The organism is Aquimarina sp. AU119, from assembly GCF_900312735.1.
Classification (GTDB): Bacteria; Bacteroidota; Bacteroidia; order Flavobacteriales; family Flavobacteriaceae; genus Aquimarina; species Aquimarina algiphila.
Genome location: NZ_OMPF01000039.1, coordinates 148,028 through 166,805 on the forward strand (window position 1 = coordinate 148,028; position 18,778 = coordinate 166,805).

15 protein-coding genes are annotated in these 18,778 nt (G+C 31.8%); 12 read left to right on the forward strand and 3 right to left on the reverse strand.

The annotated features are described in order from the left end of the window. Window positions 1-13 precede the first annotated feature (13 nt). From mltG to dapF, 3 genes are read right to left on the reverse strand one after another with little or no spacing between them, the layout of a single operon-like run. Window positions 14-1,057 carry an endolytic transglycosylase MltG gene (mltG, locus tag DK442_RS27900; protein ID WP_109439206.1) on the reverse strand — a complete coding sequence of 348 codons (1,044 nt, stop codon included), beginning with the start codon at window positions 1,055-1,057 and terminating at the stop codon, window positions 14-16. Next, window positions 1,047-1,574, reverse strand: coding sequence for a GNAT family N-acetyltransferase (locus tag DK442_RS27905; RefSeq protein ID WP_109439207.1), 528 nt, complete (start codon window positions 1,572-1,574; stop codon window positions 1,047-1,049). The genes mltG and DK442_RS27905 overlap by 11 nt, the downstream gene beginning before the upstream one ends. Continuing rightward, the gene (gene dapF / locus DK442_RS27910; protein ID WP_109439208.1) at window positions 1,568-2,353 is read right to left on the reverse strand and encodes a diaminopimelate epimerase; all 786 of its coding nucleotides are present in this window, start codon (window positions 2,351-2,353) and stop codon (window positions 1,568-1,570) included. Before dapF ends, DK442_RS27905 begins: the two co-directional genes overlap by 7 nt. Before the next feature lie 165 nt (window positions 2,354-2,518). On the opposite strand from dapF, the gene DK442_RS27915 reads away from it, so the two are divergent. From DK442_RS27915 to DK442_RS27970, 12 genes are all read left to right on the forward strand, one after another. Next, window positions 2,519-3,931: a trypsin-like peptidase domain-containing protein gene (locus DK442_RS27915; RefSeq protein WP_109439239.1), complete on the forward strand. Its 1,413-nt coding sequence runs from the start codon at window positions 2,519-2,521 to the stop codon at window positions 3,929-3,931. Between the two features lie 140 nt (window positions 3,932-4,071). Then, the gene (locus tag DK442_RS27920; RefSeq protein WP_109439209.1) at window positions 4,072-5,520 is read left to right on the forward strand and encodes a glyceraldehyde-3-phosphate dehydrogenase; all 1,449 of its coding nucleotides are present in this window, start codon (window positions 4,072-4,074) and stop codon (window positions 5,518-5,520) included. Window positions 5,521-5,843: 323 nt separating this feature from the next. Beyond that, complete coding sequence (locus DK442_RS27925) at window positions 5,844-6,461, forward strand: tRNA (guanine-N1)-methyltransferase (RefSeq protein ID WP_109439210.1); 618 nt, start codon at window positions 5,844-5,846, stop codon at window positions 6,459-6,461. A 67-nt stretch (window positions 6,462-6,528) separates the two neighbouring features. After that, window positions 6,529-7,206 carry a tRNA (guanosine(37)-N1)-methyltransferase TrmD gene (gene trmD, locus DK442_RS27930; RefSeq protein WP_109439211.1) on the forward strand — a complete coding sequence of 226 codons (678 nt, stop codon included), beginning with the start codon at window positions 6,529-6,531 and terminating at the stop codon, window positions 7,204-7,206. 202 nt (window positions 7,207-7,408) lie between these two features. Beyond that, window positions 7,409-7,759 (forward strand): 50S ribosomal protein L19, encoded by a 351-nt coding sequence (gene rplS / locus DK442_RS27935; RefSeq protein ID WP_109439212.1) that lies wholly within the window; start codon window positions 7,409-7,411, stop codon window positions 7,757-7,759. Window positions 7,760-8,726: 967 nt separating this feature from the next. After that, window positions 8,727-10,952: an NADP-dependent isocitrate dehydrogenase gene (locus tag DK442_RS27940; protein WP_109439213.1), complete on the forward strand. Its 2,226-nt coding sequence runs from the start codon at window positions 8,727-8,729 to the stop codon at window positions 10,950-10,952. A 145-nt stretch (window positions 10,953-11,097) separates the two neighbouring features. After that, a complete protein-coding gene (locus DK442_RS27945; RefSeq protein WP_109439214.1) occupies window positions 11,098-12,879 on the forward strand; it encodes an SH3 domain-containing protein in 1,782 nt (593 codons plus the stop codon). A 273-nt stretch (window positions 12,880-13,152) separates the two neighbouring features. Next, a complete protein-coding gene (locus tag DK442_RS27950; RefSeq protein ID WP_235011048.1) occupies window positions 13,153-13,692 on the forward strand; it encodes an RNA polymerase sigma factor in 540 nt (179 codons plus the stop codon). 4 nt (window positions 13,693-13,696) lie between these two features. Next, on the forward strand, window positions 13,697-14,239 hold the full coding sequence (locus tag DK442_RS27955; RefSeq protein WP_109439215.1) for a hypothetical protein: 543 nt from the start codon (window positions 13,697-13,699) through the stop codon (window positions 14,237-14,239). A 31-nt stretch (window positions 14,240-14,270) separates the two neighbouring features. Further along, window positions 14,271-15,326 (forward strand): hypothetical protein, encoded by a 1,056-nt coding sequence (locus tag DK442_RS27960; protein ID WP_160114398.1) that lies wholly within the window; start codon window positions 14,271-14,273, stop codon window positions 15,324-15,326. Window positions 15,327-15,431: 105 nt separating this feature from the next. After that, entirely contained in the window at window positions 15,432-16,103 is a 672-nt protein-coding gene (locus tag DK442_RS27965; protein WP_160114399.1) for a hypothetical protein, read from the forward strand. A 314-nt stretch (window positions 16,104-16,417) separates the two neighbouring features. Continuing rightward, window positions 16,418-18,778 carry a TonB-dependent receptor gene (locus DK442_RS27970; RefSeq protein ID WP_109439218.1) on the forward strand — a complete coding sequence of 787 codons (2,361 nt, stop codon included), beginning with the start codon at window positions 16,418-16,420 and terminating at the stop codon, window positions 18,776-18,778.

The window sequence follows — 18,778 nt, forward strand, 5'->3', positions numbered from 1 at the left end:
AGAGGATATAAATCTACCTATTTATCCCCTTCTCGTTAATCCACTTTACATACTGTTTTTTATTACGATTATGCTGACTCAATGTCTTAGCGAATTTATGGTATCCAAAATTCTCAACGTTAGCAACAAAAAAGTAATATTCATGCTTTTCATAATTAAGAACAGCATCGATAGAAGAAATATCAGGCATTGTTATTGGCCCAGGTGGTAATGCAGCATATTTATATGTATTATAAGGACTATCTAACTCTAAATCTTTATACAAAACACGTTTTATTACTACATCCCAATCATTACGATGTTTTTTAATTGCATAGATTACTGTTGGATCAGCATCTAATTTCCATCCATTAGTATATCTATTCATATAAACCCCCGCAACCCTTGGTCTTTCATCAACCTTAGCTGTCTCTTTTTGAACAATTGAAGCAACTGTACAAACTTGAGCAGGTGTCAAACCTATTTTCTTGGCTTTTGACAGACGCGATTCATTCCAAAACTTATTATACTCCTTTAGCATCCTATCTCTAAACTGCTCTGCAGAAGTATTCCAAAAGAATTCATACTTATTTGGCACATACATAGCTAGAGAAGTTTCTGGAGAAAACCCCTTTGCTTCTAAAAAAGCTTTTTCTTTAAAAACTTTTAACAATGAAATGCTATCTGCTTCTATCTGAGTAGCAATTCTTCCCGCAAGATTTTCGAGTCTTTCCTGATTATTGAAACTAACTTGAATTGGCTCATTTTTACTTCTTAGAACATTGATAATATCATTATTATTCAAATCTTTCTTTATAATATATCGCCCAGCCTTAATATTATCAATATATCCTTTCCTTCTAGCTATTCTATCAAAACTATAAATATCTTTAACTATTGGACTAATCACCTCAATAAGCTCAGTATATGTTCCTCCAGTTGGTATATAAACAGTTTTAGTTTCGTTTTCAAAACTAGTATTAGGAGAAAAAACTGCCTGATACACATAATATGCAAAAATTCCTCCTGCAATTAAACCTAATAATGCAATAGCTAATAGTATTTTTTTAATGTACATATATTAATTGATATAAAAATTCATCTTTATAAGTGTCTTTTACTAAATTCCACTCTTTCTTCACTCCAACTTTATTAAATCCTTTTTTTTCAAATAATTTAATACTCGTCCCATTATCTTCAGAAATATTCGCATACAATTGATGTAAATGCAGATGTGTAAAACCATAATTTGTTATAAGTTCTAAAGCTTCTGCGCCATAACCTTTACCTCGGCTTTCTTTCTCTGCAATTAAAATACCGACACCTGCTCTATTATGCGTAGGGTTAAAATCAAATAAATCAATTAATCCTAGAACTGCATCATCATTTGAACAAATGACTAATCGCAATTGTTTTACTTCATAAATATCTTTATGAGCATGCTCCAAATATTGTTTAATTAAAAATCTCGAATAGGGAGTTTGCGTAGAACTCATCTCCCAAATCTGTTCATCATTCTCTACTATATAAACAAAATCAAGATCTTCTGGTTCTAGAGCTCGTAAATAAATGTTTTCTCCTTTAAGTGTTACCATGAGAACTCTCCTTTAAAAACCTGCTCAGCAGGACCTATCAAAAAGATATCCTCATATCCATTTTCAGTTTTCTTAAACGTGACCTTCAATTCTCCACCTTGGGTCTGAACACTAACCGCTTCCTTATCTGTAAGCTTTGTTGCATGCATAGAAAGTGCCACAGCTGTCACTCCAGTCCCACAAGACAATGTCTCATCTTCTACTCCTCTTTCATAAGTTCGAACAGCAAATGAACTACCATTTCTTTTCTCAACAAAATTTACATTACTACCTGCTTCAAAATAGGGAGCTCCATTTCTAATTCTTCTTCCAACATTTTCTACATCATATTCAGATAATCCATCAACCATAGTAACATGATGAGGAGAACCAGTATCCAGAAACAAATGATCATCATACTTTTCTATCTCTAACACATCTTGCATCTGCAAATACACTAAACCGTTTTTAATTTCAGCATGATGCTTACCATCTATAGCTGTAAAAGTTGCTCTATCCCTAATCACACCAAGAAAAGCTGCAAATGCAACCAAACATCTCCCTCCATTACCACACATAGAACTCTCATTACCATCTGCATTAAAATACACCATAGTAAAATCATCCTCGTTATTTTGAGGCAACTCTAATAACATTAAACCATCTGCTCCGATCCCAAATTTTCTATCACAAAGTCTGGCAAACAATTTGGTATTATTTTTGGAAAGTATAGATTCACGATTATCAATGATTACAAAATCATTACCGGTACCTTGATATTTATAAAAAGTAAGGGTCATTGTTCTTTCAATTATATAGACAAAGGTACAAAGAATGTCAACATAAAACTGTTGTTAATTGTGAGTTAAATATCATAAAAAAAGTATACTATAATTGTAATTTTAATAGTTATTGATAGTCTATTAAAGAAGTTAATGGTAAAATCAAACAAAAAAGAAAAGAAAATGAAAAGATTTTTGAGCTTATTGGTTGTAGCAGTCCTTGCAGGAGTATTTACTTTAGGATTATATAAACTGTTTTTAGAACCCGAAACTGTTGTTACGGAAAATGAAGTTAAATCAAATTCAATTCCCGTAAATTATACGGTCACTAACACGAATTCAAGTATACCAAATGCTAGTATTGATTTTACGCTAGCTGCAGAAAAAACAGTCAACGCCGTAGTACATGTCAAACAATATGGAATCACTCGTGCACCCAGAAATTTAATGGAATTTTTTAGAAACGGAGGAGCACAGGAAAGAAGAATTCAAGGTGCCGGGTCTGGAGTTATCATTACAGAAGATGGATACATTGTAACAAATAATCATGTTATTGATGGAGCTTCTGATCTTGAAATCACATTAAATAACAATAAATCTTATAAAGCCAAAGTAGTAGGTACTGCTCCACAATCTGACATTGCCCTGATTAAGATAGATGCAGATGAAAAACTATCCTACATCCCTTTTGGCGATTCTAATTCTGCTAAGATTGGAGAATGGGTATTAGCTGTAGGAAACCCTTTTAACCTTACCTCAACAGTTACTGCTGGTATTATAAGTGCTAAATCAAGAGATTTGGATGAATCTGACAATAAAAGTCAATCTTTTATACAAACTGATGCCGCAATTAACCCAGGCAACAGTGGTGGTGCTTTAGTCAACACAAGAGGCGAATTAATAGGTATTAATACCGCCATAACTTCTCAAACAGGTAGTTATGTTGGATATGCTTTTGCAGTACCTTCTAATAATGCTAAAAAAATAATTGACGATATTATAGAATTTGGTGGTGTACAACGAGGTATTTTAGGGATCACAGGAGGCACAATAAACCCAAAAGCAATGGAAGAGTATGACATCTCTACTTCTCAAGGAGTATTTGTTGCCTCTGTAGCCGAAGAAAGTGGAGCGAAAAAGGCAGGGCTTTTAGAAGGAGATGTTATAAAAGAAATTGATGGACTACCTATTAGAAAATTTGCTGATTTAACCGGATATGTAAATAGCAAGAGGCCAAAAGATGTTATTAACGTAAGAGTACTTAGAAAAAATAAAGAACTAGTACTACCAGTTACTTTATCCAAATATGAGATACAACGATACAACATTGATGATGTTGGTGTAGAAGTTGCAAACCCTCCAAAAGATTATTTAAAGAACTTTAAACTTGATCATGGTGTTGTAATTAGTAAAGCATTGAGTTCAAGAATGAAAAGATATAATTTAGAAGGATTAGTTATTAGCGAAATTGATGGTAAAAAAGTAAAAAATGTTCTTGAAGTAAAGCAAATAATCGAAAATAAATATAAAGACGAAGACATCACAATTAGTCTTGTAGATAGAGATGGAAAAAAACGTGAATTTGTCTTTCAATAATTAATTAAAAAGCTATAAAAAACAATAGTTCCCATTACTTTAATAAAGTAATGGGATTTTTTTATCAAAAAACGTTTCACGAAAACGTTTGAAATATATACTTTTGCACGAAATTTCAAGACTGTAAAACACAACACATTATGAGCTCTAACGAAGTTTATGAAAAAGAACTTGCCTTTCAGGCAGACAGACGCCGCGCAACAGTGGCATTTATCAAAACTGTAAGCGACTTATGGTACGACAATTCTATAGAATTGGTACTTTTTCGCAATCAGCTAATTGACAAAAATGTTAGTGAGATTATAAATCTTCACGAATACGCTGGCGAGTTTGTACAAAAGCCAATCTCGATTTTTGATTCAGTAGAAATCGCACAAGCTATCAAACTAATGAATTTACCTCCATCAAAATTAGATATAGGTAAACTCACATATGAATATCATCTAGCAAGTGAGGAATATGGATCGATAAATCGCTTTGTACAGAATAAACTAAAGGATGCAAAGAAATTCAAACCAATTTCGCCTAAGAATGTAGTTCTTTATGGTTTTGGTAGGATTGGCCGCCTTGTAGCTAGAGAATTGATGACAATTACAGGAAAAGGAAGTCAATTAAGGCTTAGGGCCATAGTTACCAGAGGAGCAATTAATCAGGAAGTTTTAGAAAAAAGAGCTTCATTATTAAGAAGTGATTCTGTACATGGAGATTTTGCTGGTACTGTTGAAACAGATCTAAAAAATAGTGCACTTATTATCAATGGTACTACTGTAAAAATTATTAGCGCAAATAATCCAGAAGAAATAGATTACACTTCTTATGGAATTAAAGATGCTTTATTAATAGACAACACCGGCGCTTTTAGAGACAAAGAAGCTTTAAGCAGACATTTGGCTGCCAAAGGGATTGACAAAGTATTACTTACCGCTCCAGGTAAAGGTATTCCAAATATTGTTCACGGGGTAAATCACAAAGAAAACGACCCTGATAAAGTAGATATATTCTCTGCCGCTTCTTGCACAACAAATGCAATAACACCTATTTTACAAGCTGTAGACGAAAGTTTCGGTGTAGTAAACGGCCATTTAGAAACAATACATGCATATACCAATGATCAAAATCTGGTAGATAATATGCATAATAAATATAGAAGAGGTCGTGCAGCCGCTCTTAATATGGTAATCACAGAAACTGGAGCTGGGAAAGCTGTTTCTAAAGCTTTACCAAGTTTTGAGGGTAAACTAACCTCTAATGCAATTCGAGTTCCTGTACCCAATGGGTCTTTAGCAATCCTAAATCTAAACTTAGAAAAGAAGGCTTCTAAAGAAAGTATAAATGCAGCACTCAAAAAATATGCATTAGAAGGAAATTTGGTAGAACAAATAAAATATTCGCTAGATAACGAATTGGTTTCTAGTGATATCATAGGCTCTTCTGCTCCATCAATATATGACAGTAACGCTACTATAGTCGATACCAAAGGAAATAACGCAATTTTATATGTTTGGTACGATAATGAATATGGATATAGTCATCAAGTAATTAGGTTATCAAAATATATAGCCAAAGTAAGGCGTTTTACTTACTATTAAAATATTCAACAAGACACTTAAAAGCCGTTAATCATAACGGCTTTTTTTATTTACGATAACCTAACATGTAATTATCAGTCAACATAAAGCATTAGTAAACAATAAATTAACAATAATTTTGCTTTTTGGTAAATTACAACCAAAAATTCTTTTTTTTTAACCACAATATCGTACATTTATTACCGTTACAGAAGAAATTAATAACCAAAAAAAGAAAGGATATATAATATTCCTCTAAATCATTTGTAAATAGTTATTTTTATCTTCTAACTACTACACGTAGGGATATTGTATATACAACCACTAAAATTAAGAATAACAGCATGAAATTATCACAATACCTAATAGTTTTAACTATTTTATTATCTTTTTTTGAAACTTCATACGCGCAGGAAGAAACTGTAACGGTCGAGCAAGCTTTGAAGCAAGAAAAGATAGAAGGACAATTTGATATTGTTATACAAAAATCTGGAAGGTATCAGGAATATAAAGTAGTAAAACAAGTTTGGATAAACAAGCTTAAATCTAACACCATTGATACACTAAAGACATTAGAATCAAAATTGAATACTTCTAACCTTAAGATTACAGAACAACAATCTACAATAACAGGTCTCGAAGAATCACTTGCCAAAACAAATGGTGATCTCACTGCAGTAACTCAAGAAAAAGATAGTATGAGCTTTTTTGGAGCTGCAGTAACCAAATCAAGCTATAACACTATTATGTTAGTGATTATAGGAATTCTTTTAGCTTTTTTAAGTTTGTTTATTTATAAATTTAAAAACAGTAATGCTGTAACAGTACAAGCCAAGAAAGCTTTAGCCGAAACTGAAGAAGAGTTTGAAGATCACAGACGCAGATCATTAGAACGAGAGCAAAAAGTTATGCGTAAGCTACAGGATGAAATCAACAAACAACGTAAAGCAGGAGCTAAGTAAATTTAATTTCTAGATTTATATTATATTCTTTTGCATCTTTGCATTCAGTATAGAATTTAATGTTAAGATGCGTATAGATATTATAACCGTAGTACCCGATATCCTAAGAAGTCCTTTTGAAGCTTCAATCATGAAGCGATCTATAGAAAAGGGATTAGTCGAAGTACATCTCCATAATCTTAGAGAATACACCACAAACAGTTACAAACAAGTAGATGACTATCAATTTGGTGGTGGCGCAGGCATGGTAATGATGATCGAACCTATAGATAAATGTATCTCAAAATTAAAATCGCAAAGAGATTATGACGAGGTTATTTATATGACCCCAGATGGAGAAACCTTAAATCAAGGAATCACTAACCAGTTGTCATTAAAAGGGAATCTCATTATACTTTGTGGCCACTATAAAGGAGTAGACCAACGCGTACGTGATCATTTTATTACTAAAGAATTATCGGTTGGAGATTATGTATTATCAGGAGGAGAATTAGGAGCATTGATTTTGTGTGATGCTATCATTAGACTTATTCCTGGAGTATTAGGCAATGAAACTTCTGCCCTAACTGATTCTTTTCAAGATAACCTATTAGCACCCCCAATATATACAAGACCAGCAGAATACAAAGGATGGAAAGTGCCAGAAATCCTAACCTCAGGTAATTTTCCCAAAATTGAAACCTGGAGAGAAGAGCAGGCTTATCAGAGAACAAAAGAACGAAGACCAGATTTACTAGACGAATGAGTCTTGCTCTGTGCAAATAAATAAAATCTTTATACGATAGATCCATTTCAATCTTATAATCAACTGAAAACAAAAACAATAATAAAGATTTCAAAAAGCTTGGAAATCTTTAAATAATACTTATTTTTGCACCCTGATTAGAACAACCTCTGGCGAAAACCGTGAATGTTGTTTTAACAAAACCTAAGAAACTATATCAAAAATGGAAGATTTAGTAAAATTCGTACAAGACGAATTTGTTGAAAAAAAAGAGATGTCTCAATTCTCTGCTGGTGATACTATCACTGTTTATTACGAAATTAAAGAAGGAAACAAAACACGTACACAGTTCTTTAGAGGAGTTGTAATACAAAGAAGAGGTTCTGGAGCTACTGAAACATTTACAATCAGAAAGATGTCAGGAACTATTGGAGTAGAACGTATTTTTCCTGTAAATTTACCAGCACTTCAAAAAATTGAAGTTAACAAAAGAGGTAAAGTACGTAGAGCACGTATATTTTACTTTAGAGAACTTACTGGTAAAAAAGCACGTATCAAAGAAAGAAGAAACTAATTTTCACTTCTTATACAAGTCAAAAAAGGTCGTTAATCAACGACCTTTTTTTATGAACAAAAGTTAATAACCCCAGTTCATAACCAGTTGATAACTAATACAATAAGAAATATTGAGCAAACAATAGATTTTGCTTATCTTTATCTAAGATTACATTCAATAAGAGATGACACAAGGATTCTCTGCGTTATGTAATTGTACACAATACGTTCTTTGAACATAAAAAGACCACTTTATAATTAAAATAAATATAAGACGAAAGTTATTTTTTTGAGTACATCCTTGAAATTAATTTAAGGGCTTTCTTTAAAATCATTTCAAAATGAAATTTAAAAGAAAAAATTAAGTCTTGACACCTTTTTAATTTTAAATGGCATTAGACTATTTGGGTGAAAAACTGAAAAATTGCATTAGTAATTTAGAAACACAAGCGCTCGTATTAGTCGTATGAGTAGAAATAAATTATACAAATCATCATTTGGTAAATTTAAATCTACTTAATCTGGAAATAAAAGATTATGTAATAACAAACGAAAGTTTTTATCTAATAGCGGGTAAAACAGCTAGCATAAAAATTATTTCCGATGAAGCCATATCAAAATACTCGTATTCTTGATATGGCTTTTTATCTTTCTAAAAGTATCAATAAAAACAGGGGCTAATTTTTCATATCTTATTTTTTTTACCTTTTATTTTTTGGAAACTACAATTCAAAGTCTTTAACTCAAAACTAACACCTTACAGGTTGCATTTACATTACTAGATTTGTATCTTCGCGCTCGGAAAATCTCTGACTAATAATATTGTATATTCAATATGGTCAATGCCAAAAAAGATCAACCAATATTGTTTGTCTAAGAATAATTAAACGACTAATTATTTCCTTACATAAATAGTATAATAAATTAGGGTATCTAGATCTTTTTAAGCTTAAAAAAAGAGAACCCCTAAATAAAAAACCAAAAATATGGGAGTTGATAACTCAAAAATTGTATACACTAGAACTGATGAAGCACCTGCTTTAGCTACATATTCTTTTTTACCCATTGTTCAAAAATTCACAAAAGCAGCAAATATCGAAATTGAGACAAAAGACATCTCACTTGCTTCTCGAATTCTTGCTAATTTTCCCGAAAAATTAACCGATAAGCAAAAACAAGCTGATGCTCTTGCAGAGCTAGGTCAACTTGCCCAAAAACCTGAAGCAAATATCATAAAGCTTCCTAATATTAGTGCTTCAATTCCTCAATTAAAAGCCGCTATTGCTGAATTACAACTCCAGGGATTTGCTGTGCCAAACTATCCAGAAGAGCCAGAGAATGACAATGAAAAAGAAATCAAATCACGATATGACAAAATCAAGGGTAGTGCTGTAAACCCTGTCTTAAGAGAAGGAAACTCTGATCGTAGAGCTCCTAAACCGGTGAAACAATATGCCAAAAAGAACCCACACGCTATGGGAGAATGGTCCTCTGACTCTAAGACTCATGTTGCCACAATGACAAGCGGTGATTTTTGCTCTAACGAGAAATCAGTTACCATGGCTGAAGCCGATGAAGTAAAAATTGAATTTATTGATCAAAACGGAAATACAACTATACTAAAAGAAAAAACCTCTCTGCTATCAGGAGAAGTCATAGATGCTACTGTAATGAGTAAAAAAGCACTTATTTCTTTTCTTGAAGAACAAATAGCTGATTCCAAAGAAAAAGATGTATTGTTTTCACTACATATGAAAGCAACAATGATGAAGGTTTCTGATCCAATTATTTTTGGACATGCTGTAGAAGTATTTTTTAAAGATGTATTTGAAAAACATGCAGAAACTCTTGAAGAAGCTGGAGTAGAAGTTAACAATGGTTTTGGTGACCTCATCAACAAATTAAAAAGAGTTCCAGATGCAAAAAGAGAAGAAATAAAAGCTGATATTCAAGCATGCTATGAAAAAGGCCCAAAACTTGCAATGGTAAATTCTGACGAAGGAATTACAAATCTACATGTTCCAAGCGATATTATTATTGATGCTTCTATGCCGGCTATGATTCGTAACTCAGGTAAGATGTGGGATACTCAGGGAAATCTTCAAGATACCAAAGCAGTTATCCCTGATAGTAGCTACGCAGGCATATATCAGGAAACTATTGATTTTTGTAAAAAACATGGTGCTTTTGACCCAACCACTATGGGAACTGTTCCTAATGTAGGGCTAATGGCTAAAAAAGCTGAAGAGTACGGCTCTCATGATAAAACTTTCGAAATTCAAGGAAACGGTAGCGTTAGAGTTATTGGTTCTGCAGGTAATATAATCACAGAACACACTGTAGAAAAAGGAGACATCTGGCGCATGTGTCAGACCAAAGATGCACCAATCAAAGATTGGGTAAAACTTGCCGTAAATAGAGCTAAAGCAACTAATACTCCTACTATCTTTTGGTTAGACAAAAATAGGGCTCATGATACAGAGTTAATCAAAAAAGTTAATACATATTTACCTGAGCATGATACTACAGGATTAGATATTAGAATTATGTCTCCTGTTGAAGCAACACGTTTCTCTCTAGAAAGAATTGCAGCTGGTCAGGATACTATTTCGGTTACAGGAAACGTATTACGTGATTATAATACCGACCTCTTCCCTATCTTAGAATTAGGCACCAGTGCAAAAATGTTATCTATTGTTCCATTAATGAATGGAGGTGGTTTATTTGAAACTGGAGCAGGAGGTTCTGCACCAAAACACGTTCAGCAATTTAATAAAGAAGGACATTTGAGATGGGATTCATTAGGAGAATTTCTCGCTTTGGCTGTCTCACTAGAACACTTAGGTGAAACCAATAACAATTCTAAAGCACTAATTATAGCTGAAGCTTTGGATCAAGCAACTATAAAATTTCTAGATCATAAAAAATCTCCTTCTCGAAAAGTAAATGAATTAGACAATAGAGGGAGCCATTTTTATTTGGCTTTATATTGGGCACAAGAACTTGCAAAACAGACTCAAGATAATGATTTACAAAGTGAATTTGCTATAATAGCAAAAGAACTAGCAAACAATGAAACTAAAATCATTACTGAACTCAACAATGCCCAAGGGAGTACTGTAGATATGGGAGGTTATTATTGGCCAGATGTAGAGAAAGTATCTAAGGCAATGCGACCTAGTACTACTTTAAATAGCATTATAGAAGCATAAATATTGAATCTTATAAAGTAAATTGACAAAATCAATTTATTTTCAAGATCAGGCAAATCTATAAAAAAAGCCTACGGATATATATTCGTAGGCTTTTTTGGATATCTACAATATTATATTTGCTCTTAATAGGATACATAAAACTATGCGGTATTACATTCTTCTTATTTTTATTCTTTTACAATCAACTATAGGCTTTTCCCAAAGAGGAGGATACTATATGAATCACATATCCAATAGCCCTGTTTCTATTTATAACGCTAATGTTAACCTAAGGAGCTCTTCTTCAATAAAATCAAAAGTAATCGCAACCTTAAATCCAGGTGACAAATTACAAGAAACATATACTCATATAAGGGATACAATTAATGGCACTCCTGGATATTGGATTGAAACACAATACCAAAACAAGATCGCATACGTATGGAATAATCTTGTTTCAAGGTTTGCTTTTAAACTTCATACAAATACCGATTATAGATTACTTATAAAAGAAGAATCAGAAAGTAAAATAGGCGTAAAAATATTTCATAATAACCAATTTATATCACATCAACCTATAGCACTTAAAGCAAATAAAGAATTATCCGAAGTCTTTAGCATTGGTACTACCCATAATAGCGACAATAAGGAAATAATAGTTTTTAAATTTCAAGAACCCAATGACTTTTTACTTTATCAATGGGACGAAGGTGCATTAACACCATTTACCAAAAAATTAGAACTCCCATTTCTAAATGATTCACAATTAGGGTATATAACAGCCAATAATGTAAATATCAGATCTGAAGCCTCTATAAAATCGCCTATCATAGCAACACTACAGATACCAAACAGCGTAGAAATTCTTAACTATAGTTTTAAAGAAGATACTATAAATAACCAAAAAGGGTACTGGAGTCATATAAAGTATAAACATCAAGAAGCCTATGTATGGAATCAATTTTTAACACCAATGGGAGCCGAGAGCCTAAAAAATAAAGAAGTCACTTTTTTAATGAAAGAAAACTATCTTATCGCTATAAAAAATGGAAAAACCATAGATAAAATAAAAATAAACGAAGGAGATAATATAACACTCTTAGGCAATCTAGGAATTCCACAAGTTGAGGAGTTTATAACTATTTGTCACTATGCTGAAAGTTGTGGACAAACCAGTGGAGATATTATCTATAGCTGGAATGGTAGAAAACTAAAGTATTTTATAGATAATACAGGTGTTGGTGATGGAGGTCTATTTGAAGGAAATACTACTATTTTCCCATCATTCATCAACGGTACCAGAAATACGATTAACACAATATACTCAGAAGGTGAAAGTATTGACATCCCCTCTCCTGATTTATCAGGCACTTCTTATAATAGTTTTTATAGAAAAAAAATAGCTAAAGCATATACCGTTGACACTAATGGTAAATTAGTTCCAAAACTTACTGAAACTGAAAAAATACAAACCTTTATTGAACAAGAATTTAAAAATTGTGAACTAAGATACTATAAGACAGCCGATATTAATAAAGATGGGATTGCCGATGCATTCATTTACATGATAAATAACAAAACTCAAAATCGTTCGACACTAGCTATTGCATTAGGAAATACATCTGGCACATATAAATTACACTCAAGTAATAACAATCTAATTTTTCATGATCAAAATGATCCTCTTACAACTATTGATATTAACAAAAATGGTTTTCAGTTAAGTATATTTTACTCAGGATACTATACGCACCCCTATGAAAACTGTATTTTCAAATTAAAATATTTGTACAATCATGATATCAATGACTTTCAACTCATACAAGAAACCAAATTAATTCCTAGCAGTGATGATTCTTCTTGGAAAAAAGAATTAAAAATTTATAAAACAAATATGATTTTGTTTAAAGATTCCTGGCACTCTCAACTCTCTACAGAAAACTAAAATCACCCAAAATCTAATCTAATTAAGTCTCCCCTACCTTTCTTTGTATTGCAAAACTTGATTGTAAAAGGTATAATTGCACTAAAGATATAATAATCAACTATACTTTGTCTAGAGTTATTCTCATTGAAGACTTTTTCTATTATTCTATTTTTTTTTATAAAAACACATTCTTTTTTCTATGAGATGCAACCCTTTGTTTTTTGGATTGTCAATAGTAATAACTAGAAAAGAAAAGTACTTTTAAAGAAAATTACAATCAAGTAAAACTAATTGGAAACCAATATCCTTTATACGCATAAAGATCTTGTTGAGCAAAGCAAGTCTGGTGATAGGAATTCGCAATACCAGTTATATGAGCTCTATATAGATGCCATGTACAATATTAGTATGCGAATGTTAGGTACAAAAGAAGATGCAGAAGACATTGTTCAGGAAAGTTTTATTGAAGCTTTTAAAAATCTAAAATCATTTAGATATGAAAGCACTTTTGGTTCCTGGTTAAAAAGAATAGTAATTAATAAAAGTATAAATCATTTAAAATTAAAAAAAATACAATTAACCCCACTTGATCAACATGAGTATCATATCAGTGAAGAAGCAAATGATCAAGTAGCAACAATTGATATTATAAAAATAAAAAAAGGTATTAAGGTACTCCCCGATGGATATCGACAAATCATTAACCTTTATCTACTCGAAGGATATGATCATATCGAGATTTCAGAAATATTAGGCATTGCCATTTCTACTTCCAAATCACAGTACCATAGAGCAAAGAAAAAACTTATTGAAATTGTAAACACTTTATAATACAATGGACGATTTTGAAAAATATATAAAAGAGAACAAACATCAATTTGATGAATACAAAGCTGATAGATCAAAGATGTGGTCTCATATCGAATCTGGGTTAGAAACTCCAAAAACAATTCCGTTATGGAGAAAATTTCCGTTACTAAAAATAGCAGCTAGTATCCTGATTCTTATTGGGGCCTTCTCTACAGTAAACTTCTTTATAACATCTGGGTTTAACGCAAATAACCAAAACAATATAGTACACCAAGAACTTAGAGACATTGATAACTATTACAAGGATTTAGTCTCATTTCAAGTTCAACTGGTAAAGAACAATCCCAAGCTACAACCAAAAGATAAGAAAGAGTTTCTGTCTTTTATGGATGAATTAGACGAGGAATATGAAACTTTAAAATTAGAAATGACAAAGAACCTGAATAATGAATACATTTTAGAGGCCATTGTCAACAATTATAAAAAAAGAATAGAATTGATCGAGAATTTATTGAAACAGATCAATGATTCTAAAAAATCAAATAATAATGATGGCTACATTTTATAAATATCTCCTGTTGATACTCATATTATTTTGTATGAAGAATGGCATACATGCACAAGAAGAAGTATCAAAAAAGATCGAAAAAACATATGCTTTGACCAATACTGGCGAATTACATTTGGAAAACAAATATGGTAACGTAATTATCAATGGTTGGGATAAAAAAACAATACAAGTAACCATTGACATACAAGTGGTTAAAAAGAAAAAAGAAGCTGCAGAAGAGCTACTGCAACGTATTAAACCTCAAATTAACACTACCGAGGATTTCATTAGCATCACTTCTATTATTGAAGAAAAAAATACCAGTATGATTTCTAAATTCTTTAATAAAGAACTTTTTAATAATGTAAATCCATTTGATTTCGACAAAGGAAATATCCAAATTGATTATACAATACACTTACCTTCTAATGCCGAAATTAATCTTATAAACAAATTTGGTGATATTATTATAAGCGAATGGGTCGGTAAACTAAAAGTAAATGCACAACATGGAGATATGTGGATAAATAAAGATCTTAATAATGCGAATATTGAAATGAAATTTGGAAAACTAAAAACAAAATCAATTACCTACGGAAACATACGTTTTAAAAATGGGGAGATTGATATAAAAGAATCCAAAGATCTTAAAATCACCAGTAGCGGGACAATTATAAAAATTGAACATGTAAAATCTCTCGAAATACACTCGAGTAAAGATCAGGTTGCTGTTAACAAAATAGGGAACCTTCAAGGTGAATTAATGTTTAGTAGTATGTACTTAAATGATGTGTACGAAAACATAAACCTTACTATGGAAGTTGCTGATTTTTGGATATCTAAAATCCAAAAATCTAACACTGCTGTAGTTATTAATCAAGAATCTTCAGAATTAAATATTAATATATCTGGTTTAGCTATTGATTTTAGTGCTTCTTTGGAGCAGGGATTATTAAGAATTCCTAAATCATTTACTAATATTACAACCGATATGATTGATAAAAGAAAGAGAATAAGAGATATTAGCGCAACATATGGTAATAGTAGTTATCCAGGAAAATTTCATATAACAGGAAAAAAAGGAGTCATCGTTTTAACAGAATAATTAAAAGGTACTATCAAAAAAATACTAAATCAAAAAAAAAATCATTTCAGTGCAACCATTATAAAATTAAACTGTCAATGATAATAACATAACTAATCAAGTAGAATGAAACATTTAAGAATCATATTACTTTTTATGCTGGTTGGATATAATTTTAACAGCATTGCCCAAAAATCTAAAGATTATATTGAATTTAACGATCGAAAAAATATTGTACACGGTGTATATATAGGTATTAGTGCAGGGTATGGAGAAGTTGAAAACAGGGATACATATATTGCAGGGCTCAAAATAGCTTATGTAGCCAATCGTAAATTTGAAATTGGATTTGTAACAAAAGGATTGTTCTCTAATCAAAACATATCGGGTGTTTTTTCCTCAAATAGTGCTGATCTGGGGGCAGTTTACTCAGGCGTTCATTTAGAACCTATTTTTTTCAGCAGAGCCAAAATCAACCTTTCTTTCCCTCTCTTAATAGGAGGCGGGGCTACTGGTTATGTTAATACTGATTGGGCCGATGATGAAGAAGCAGAACGTTATCAAGAAGATCAATGGGATGCCGTATTTGTTGTAGAACCTGGCGTAAGCATCCTATATAATATTTCTAGATATGTTCAATTAGAAACCGGAATAAAATACCGGTTTTCTAGTAAAGTAGAGTTATCTCCAGACACTATTACCCGTATCAATGGATTTTCTGCTAGTTTTGGTATAAAAGTTGGTGTGTTTAACTTAGGAAGAAACCGTTATAAAAAAAAGATCCCAAATGATAAATGAATCAAAAACAATTAATAGTCAAAATCTAAATACACTTTATGTCTTTACAAAAGACAATCAAGTATATCTCAAAAAAAACATTTCTTTTGAATCCTCGGAGAATTCAACGCCTAACGAAGAATGGTTTCCCATAAACTTTCAATGGAGTATTTAAATTAAAAGGGTTATTTTCGAGTGCAATAAAATAATATAACTCAAAATTAACTTTTGTGTAGTTGTAGAAGTCGTAACATCTTTTTTCTTTTACAGTTTACATATTAGATAATCATAACAAAAATACTTCTCTATTGAAAAAAATCATTTCTCCCAGCCTAATGCTGGTATTTCTATTTTTGTTAACCTACTCTTCTTTATTAGGTCAGGAAAAATTCACTCTAAGTGGTGTAATTTCAGAACGTTCAAGTAATGAGACATTAATTGGTGTCAATGTTATTTTCCCAGAAATGGGACAAGGTGTAGTAACTAATGAATACGGTTTTTATTCTATCACCCTAAAACAAGGCAAATATAAAGTACAAATTAGCTATTTAGGATTTCAGGATATCATACAAGAAATTGATCTTAGTGAGGATAAAAAATTAAATTTTCAACTAACTGAAGCGTCAGAAGCTTTAGATGAAGTAATTATTACCGAGAACATAGAGAAATTAGATGTAAAAACCCCTCAAATGAGTGTCAACAGACTCTCTGCTGCAACCATAAAACAGATTCCTGTGGTTTTGGGAGAAGCTGACGTAATCAAATCTATTTTGCTTTTACCAGGTGTTACTAGTGGTGGCGAAGGAGCTTCGGGGTTTAATGTTCGTGGTGGAGCAGCTGATCAGAATCTTATTCTATTAGATGAAGCGATTATTTTTAATTCCTCTCACCTCTTTGGTTTCTTTTCTGTTTTTAATCCAGACGCTATAAAAGACATCAAACTCTATAAAGGCGGAATTCCTGCAAAATATGGAGGACGTATATCCTCTGTTCTCGATATTTATCAAAAAGAAGGAAATAGTAAAAAATTTAAAATAAATGGTGGCCTTGGCGCTGTATCCAGTAGATTACTGGCAGAGGGACCTATCAAAAAAGATAAAGGGGCATTTCTTATTGGAGGAAGAGGTTCTTATGCACATCTTTTCTTACCACTCTTTGATAACGATAATACTGCGTTTTTCTATGATTTAAACACAAAACTCAATTACAAAATCAATGAAAATAATAACATATATCTTTCTGGATATTTTGGTCGTGATGTATTTGGCATTAATGAGAGTTTTGAAAACATCTATGGTAATACAGTACTTAATTTAAGATGGAATCACCTATTTTCGGATAAATTATTTTCAAATCTTTCTTTAATATATTCTGATTATTTTTATGGTTTAGAACTCGATTTTGTAGGTTTTGAATGGGATTCGGGCATTAGGAATTTCAATTTAAAATATGATCTAAAACATTATCTAAGTGATAAATTTCAACTGAACTATGGGGTTAGCAATATATATTATAGATTTAATCCGGGAGAAATAAAACCTAATAGTGAAGACTCTGGAATCAAAAGAGAAAAACTCATCAATAAATATGCAAATGAATTTGGTGCCTATATAGATGCTGAGCATAAAATCTCTAATAATCTAATTCTTCGATACGGTCTTAGACTAAGCAACTTTGTTAGACTAGGGCAAAATGAAGTAAATGTATATCAAGATAACAATCCTCTCTTATTTAATCAAAATCTTCAAATTTATGAATCTGCCGAACCAATAGGAACAGAAAATCTTAGCAGAAATGATCAAATAGCAACATTTACTAATCTAGAACCTCGAGTTGCTCTGGCATATTCTTTTAATGATGACACTTCGATAAAAGCAAGTTATAATAGAATGGCTCAATATCTTCACTTGCTATCCAACACTAATTCCCCTACTCCACTAGATGTTTGGACCCCAAGTGGCAACTTTATAAAACCTCAATTACTTAATCAATATGCATTAGGGTATTTTAAAAATATTAACGACAATACTTATTCTATCGAAACAGAAATTTTCTATAAGGAAATTAAAAATCGAATCGATTATATTGATGGAGCAGAGCTAATTGCAAACAATGCTATAGAACAAGATATTCTAAATGGAGAAGCTCGTGCTTATGGTCTCGAATTTTTATTACGAAAAAATGAAGGAAAATTTAAAGGTTGGTTGGCCTACACATTATCTAAATCAGAACAACGAACTCCTGGAAGAACACCTCAAGAACCAGGCATTAATAATGGAGAATGGTATAATACTCCATATGATAAAACTCATGACATATCCTTTAATGGAAGTTATGAGTTAAATGAAAAATGGAAATTTGGAGCAAATTTTTTGTTCCAAACCGGGCAGCCTACTAACTATCCGACAGGGCAGTTCGAGTTTCAAGGATTGGTAGTTCCTGTATTTGATGCACCCAGAAATAGTGAACGTTTACCTTCGTATCATAGAATTGATATCTCTGCTACCTTAACTCCAAGAAAAAACAATAATAGAAAATGGAAAGGAGAATGGGTCTTTAGCGTCTATAATATATATAATCGCAGAAATGCTGCTTCTATTAACTTTAGTCGAAATCAAGATACTTTTGCCAATGAAGCTATTAGAACTTCAATTTTTGGGATTATACCAGCTATAACCTACAATTTTAAATTTTAG

Bases quoted from the DNA above. Each gene is read 5' to 3' on its own strand.
- DK442_RS27955 (WP_109439215.1), top strand. From the start codon at position 13,697: ATGGACGATTTTGAAAAATATATAAAAGAGAACAAACATCAATTTGAT.
- DK442_RS27905 (WP_109439207.1), bottom strand. From the start codon at position 1,574: ATGGTAACACTTAAAGGAGAAAACATTTATTTACGAGCTCTAGAACCA.
- DK442_RS27945 (WP_109439214.1), top strand. From the start codon at position 11,098: ATGCGGTATTACATTCTTCTTATTTTTATTCTTTTACAATCAACTATA.
- trmD (WP_109439211.1), top strand. From the start codon at position 6,529: ATGCGTATAGATATTATAACCGTAGTACCCGATATCCTAAGAAGTCCT.
- rplS (WP_109439212.1), top strand. From the start codon at position 7,409: ATGGAAGATTTAGTAAAATTCGTACAAGACGAATTTGTTGAAAAAAAA.
- dapF (WP_109439208.1), bottom strand. From the start codon at position 2,353: ATGACCCTTACTTTTTATAAATATCAAGGTACCGGTAATGATTTTGTA.
- DK442_RS27965 (WP_160114399.1), top strand. From the start codon at position 15,432: ATGAAACATTTAAGAATCATATTACTTTTTATGCTGGTTGGATATAAT.
- DK442_RS27915 (WP_109439239.1), top strand. From the start codon at position 2,519: ATGAAAAGATTTTTGAGCTTATTGGTTGTAGCAGTCCTTGCAGGAGTA.
- DK442_RS27925 (WP_109439210.1), top strand. From the start codon at position 5,844: ATGAAATTATCACAATACCTAATAGTTTTAACTATTTTATTATCTTTT.
- mltG (WP_109439206.1), bottom strand. From the start codon at position 1,057: ATGTACATTAAAAAAATACTATTAGCTATTGCATTATTAGGTTTAATT.
- DK442_RS27940 (WP_109439213.1), top strand. From the start codon at position 8,727: ATGGGAGTTGATAACTCAAAAATTGTATACACTAGAACTGATGAAGCA.
- DK442_RS27960 (WP_160114398.1), top strand. From the start codon at position 14,271: ATGAAGAATGGCATACATGCACAAGAAGAAGTATCAAAAAAGATCGAA.
- DK442_RS27920 (WP_109439209.1), top strand. From the start codon at position 4,072: ATGAGCTCTAACGAAGTTTATGAAAAAGAACTTGCCTTTCAGGCAGAC.
- DK442_RS27970 (WP_109439218.1), top strand. From the start codon at position 16,418: ATGCTGGTATTTCTATTTTTGTTAACCTACTCTTCTTTATTAGGTCAG.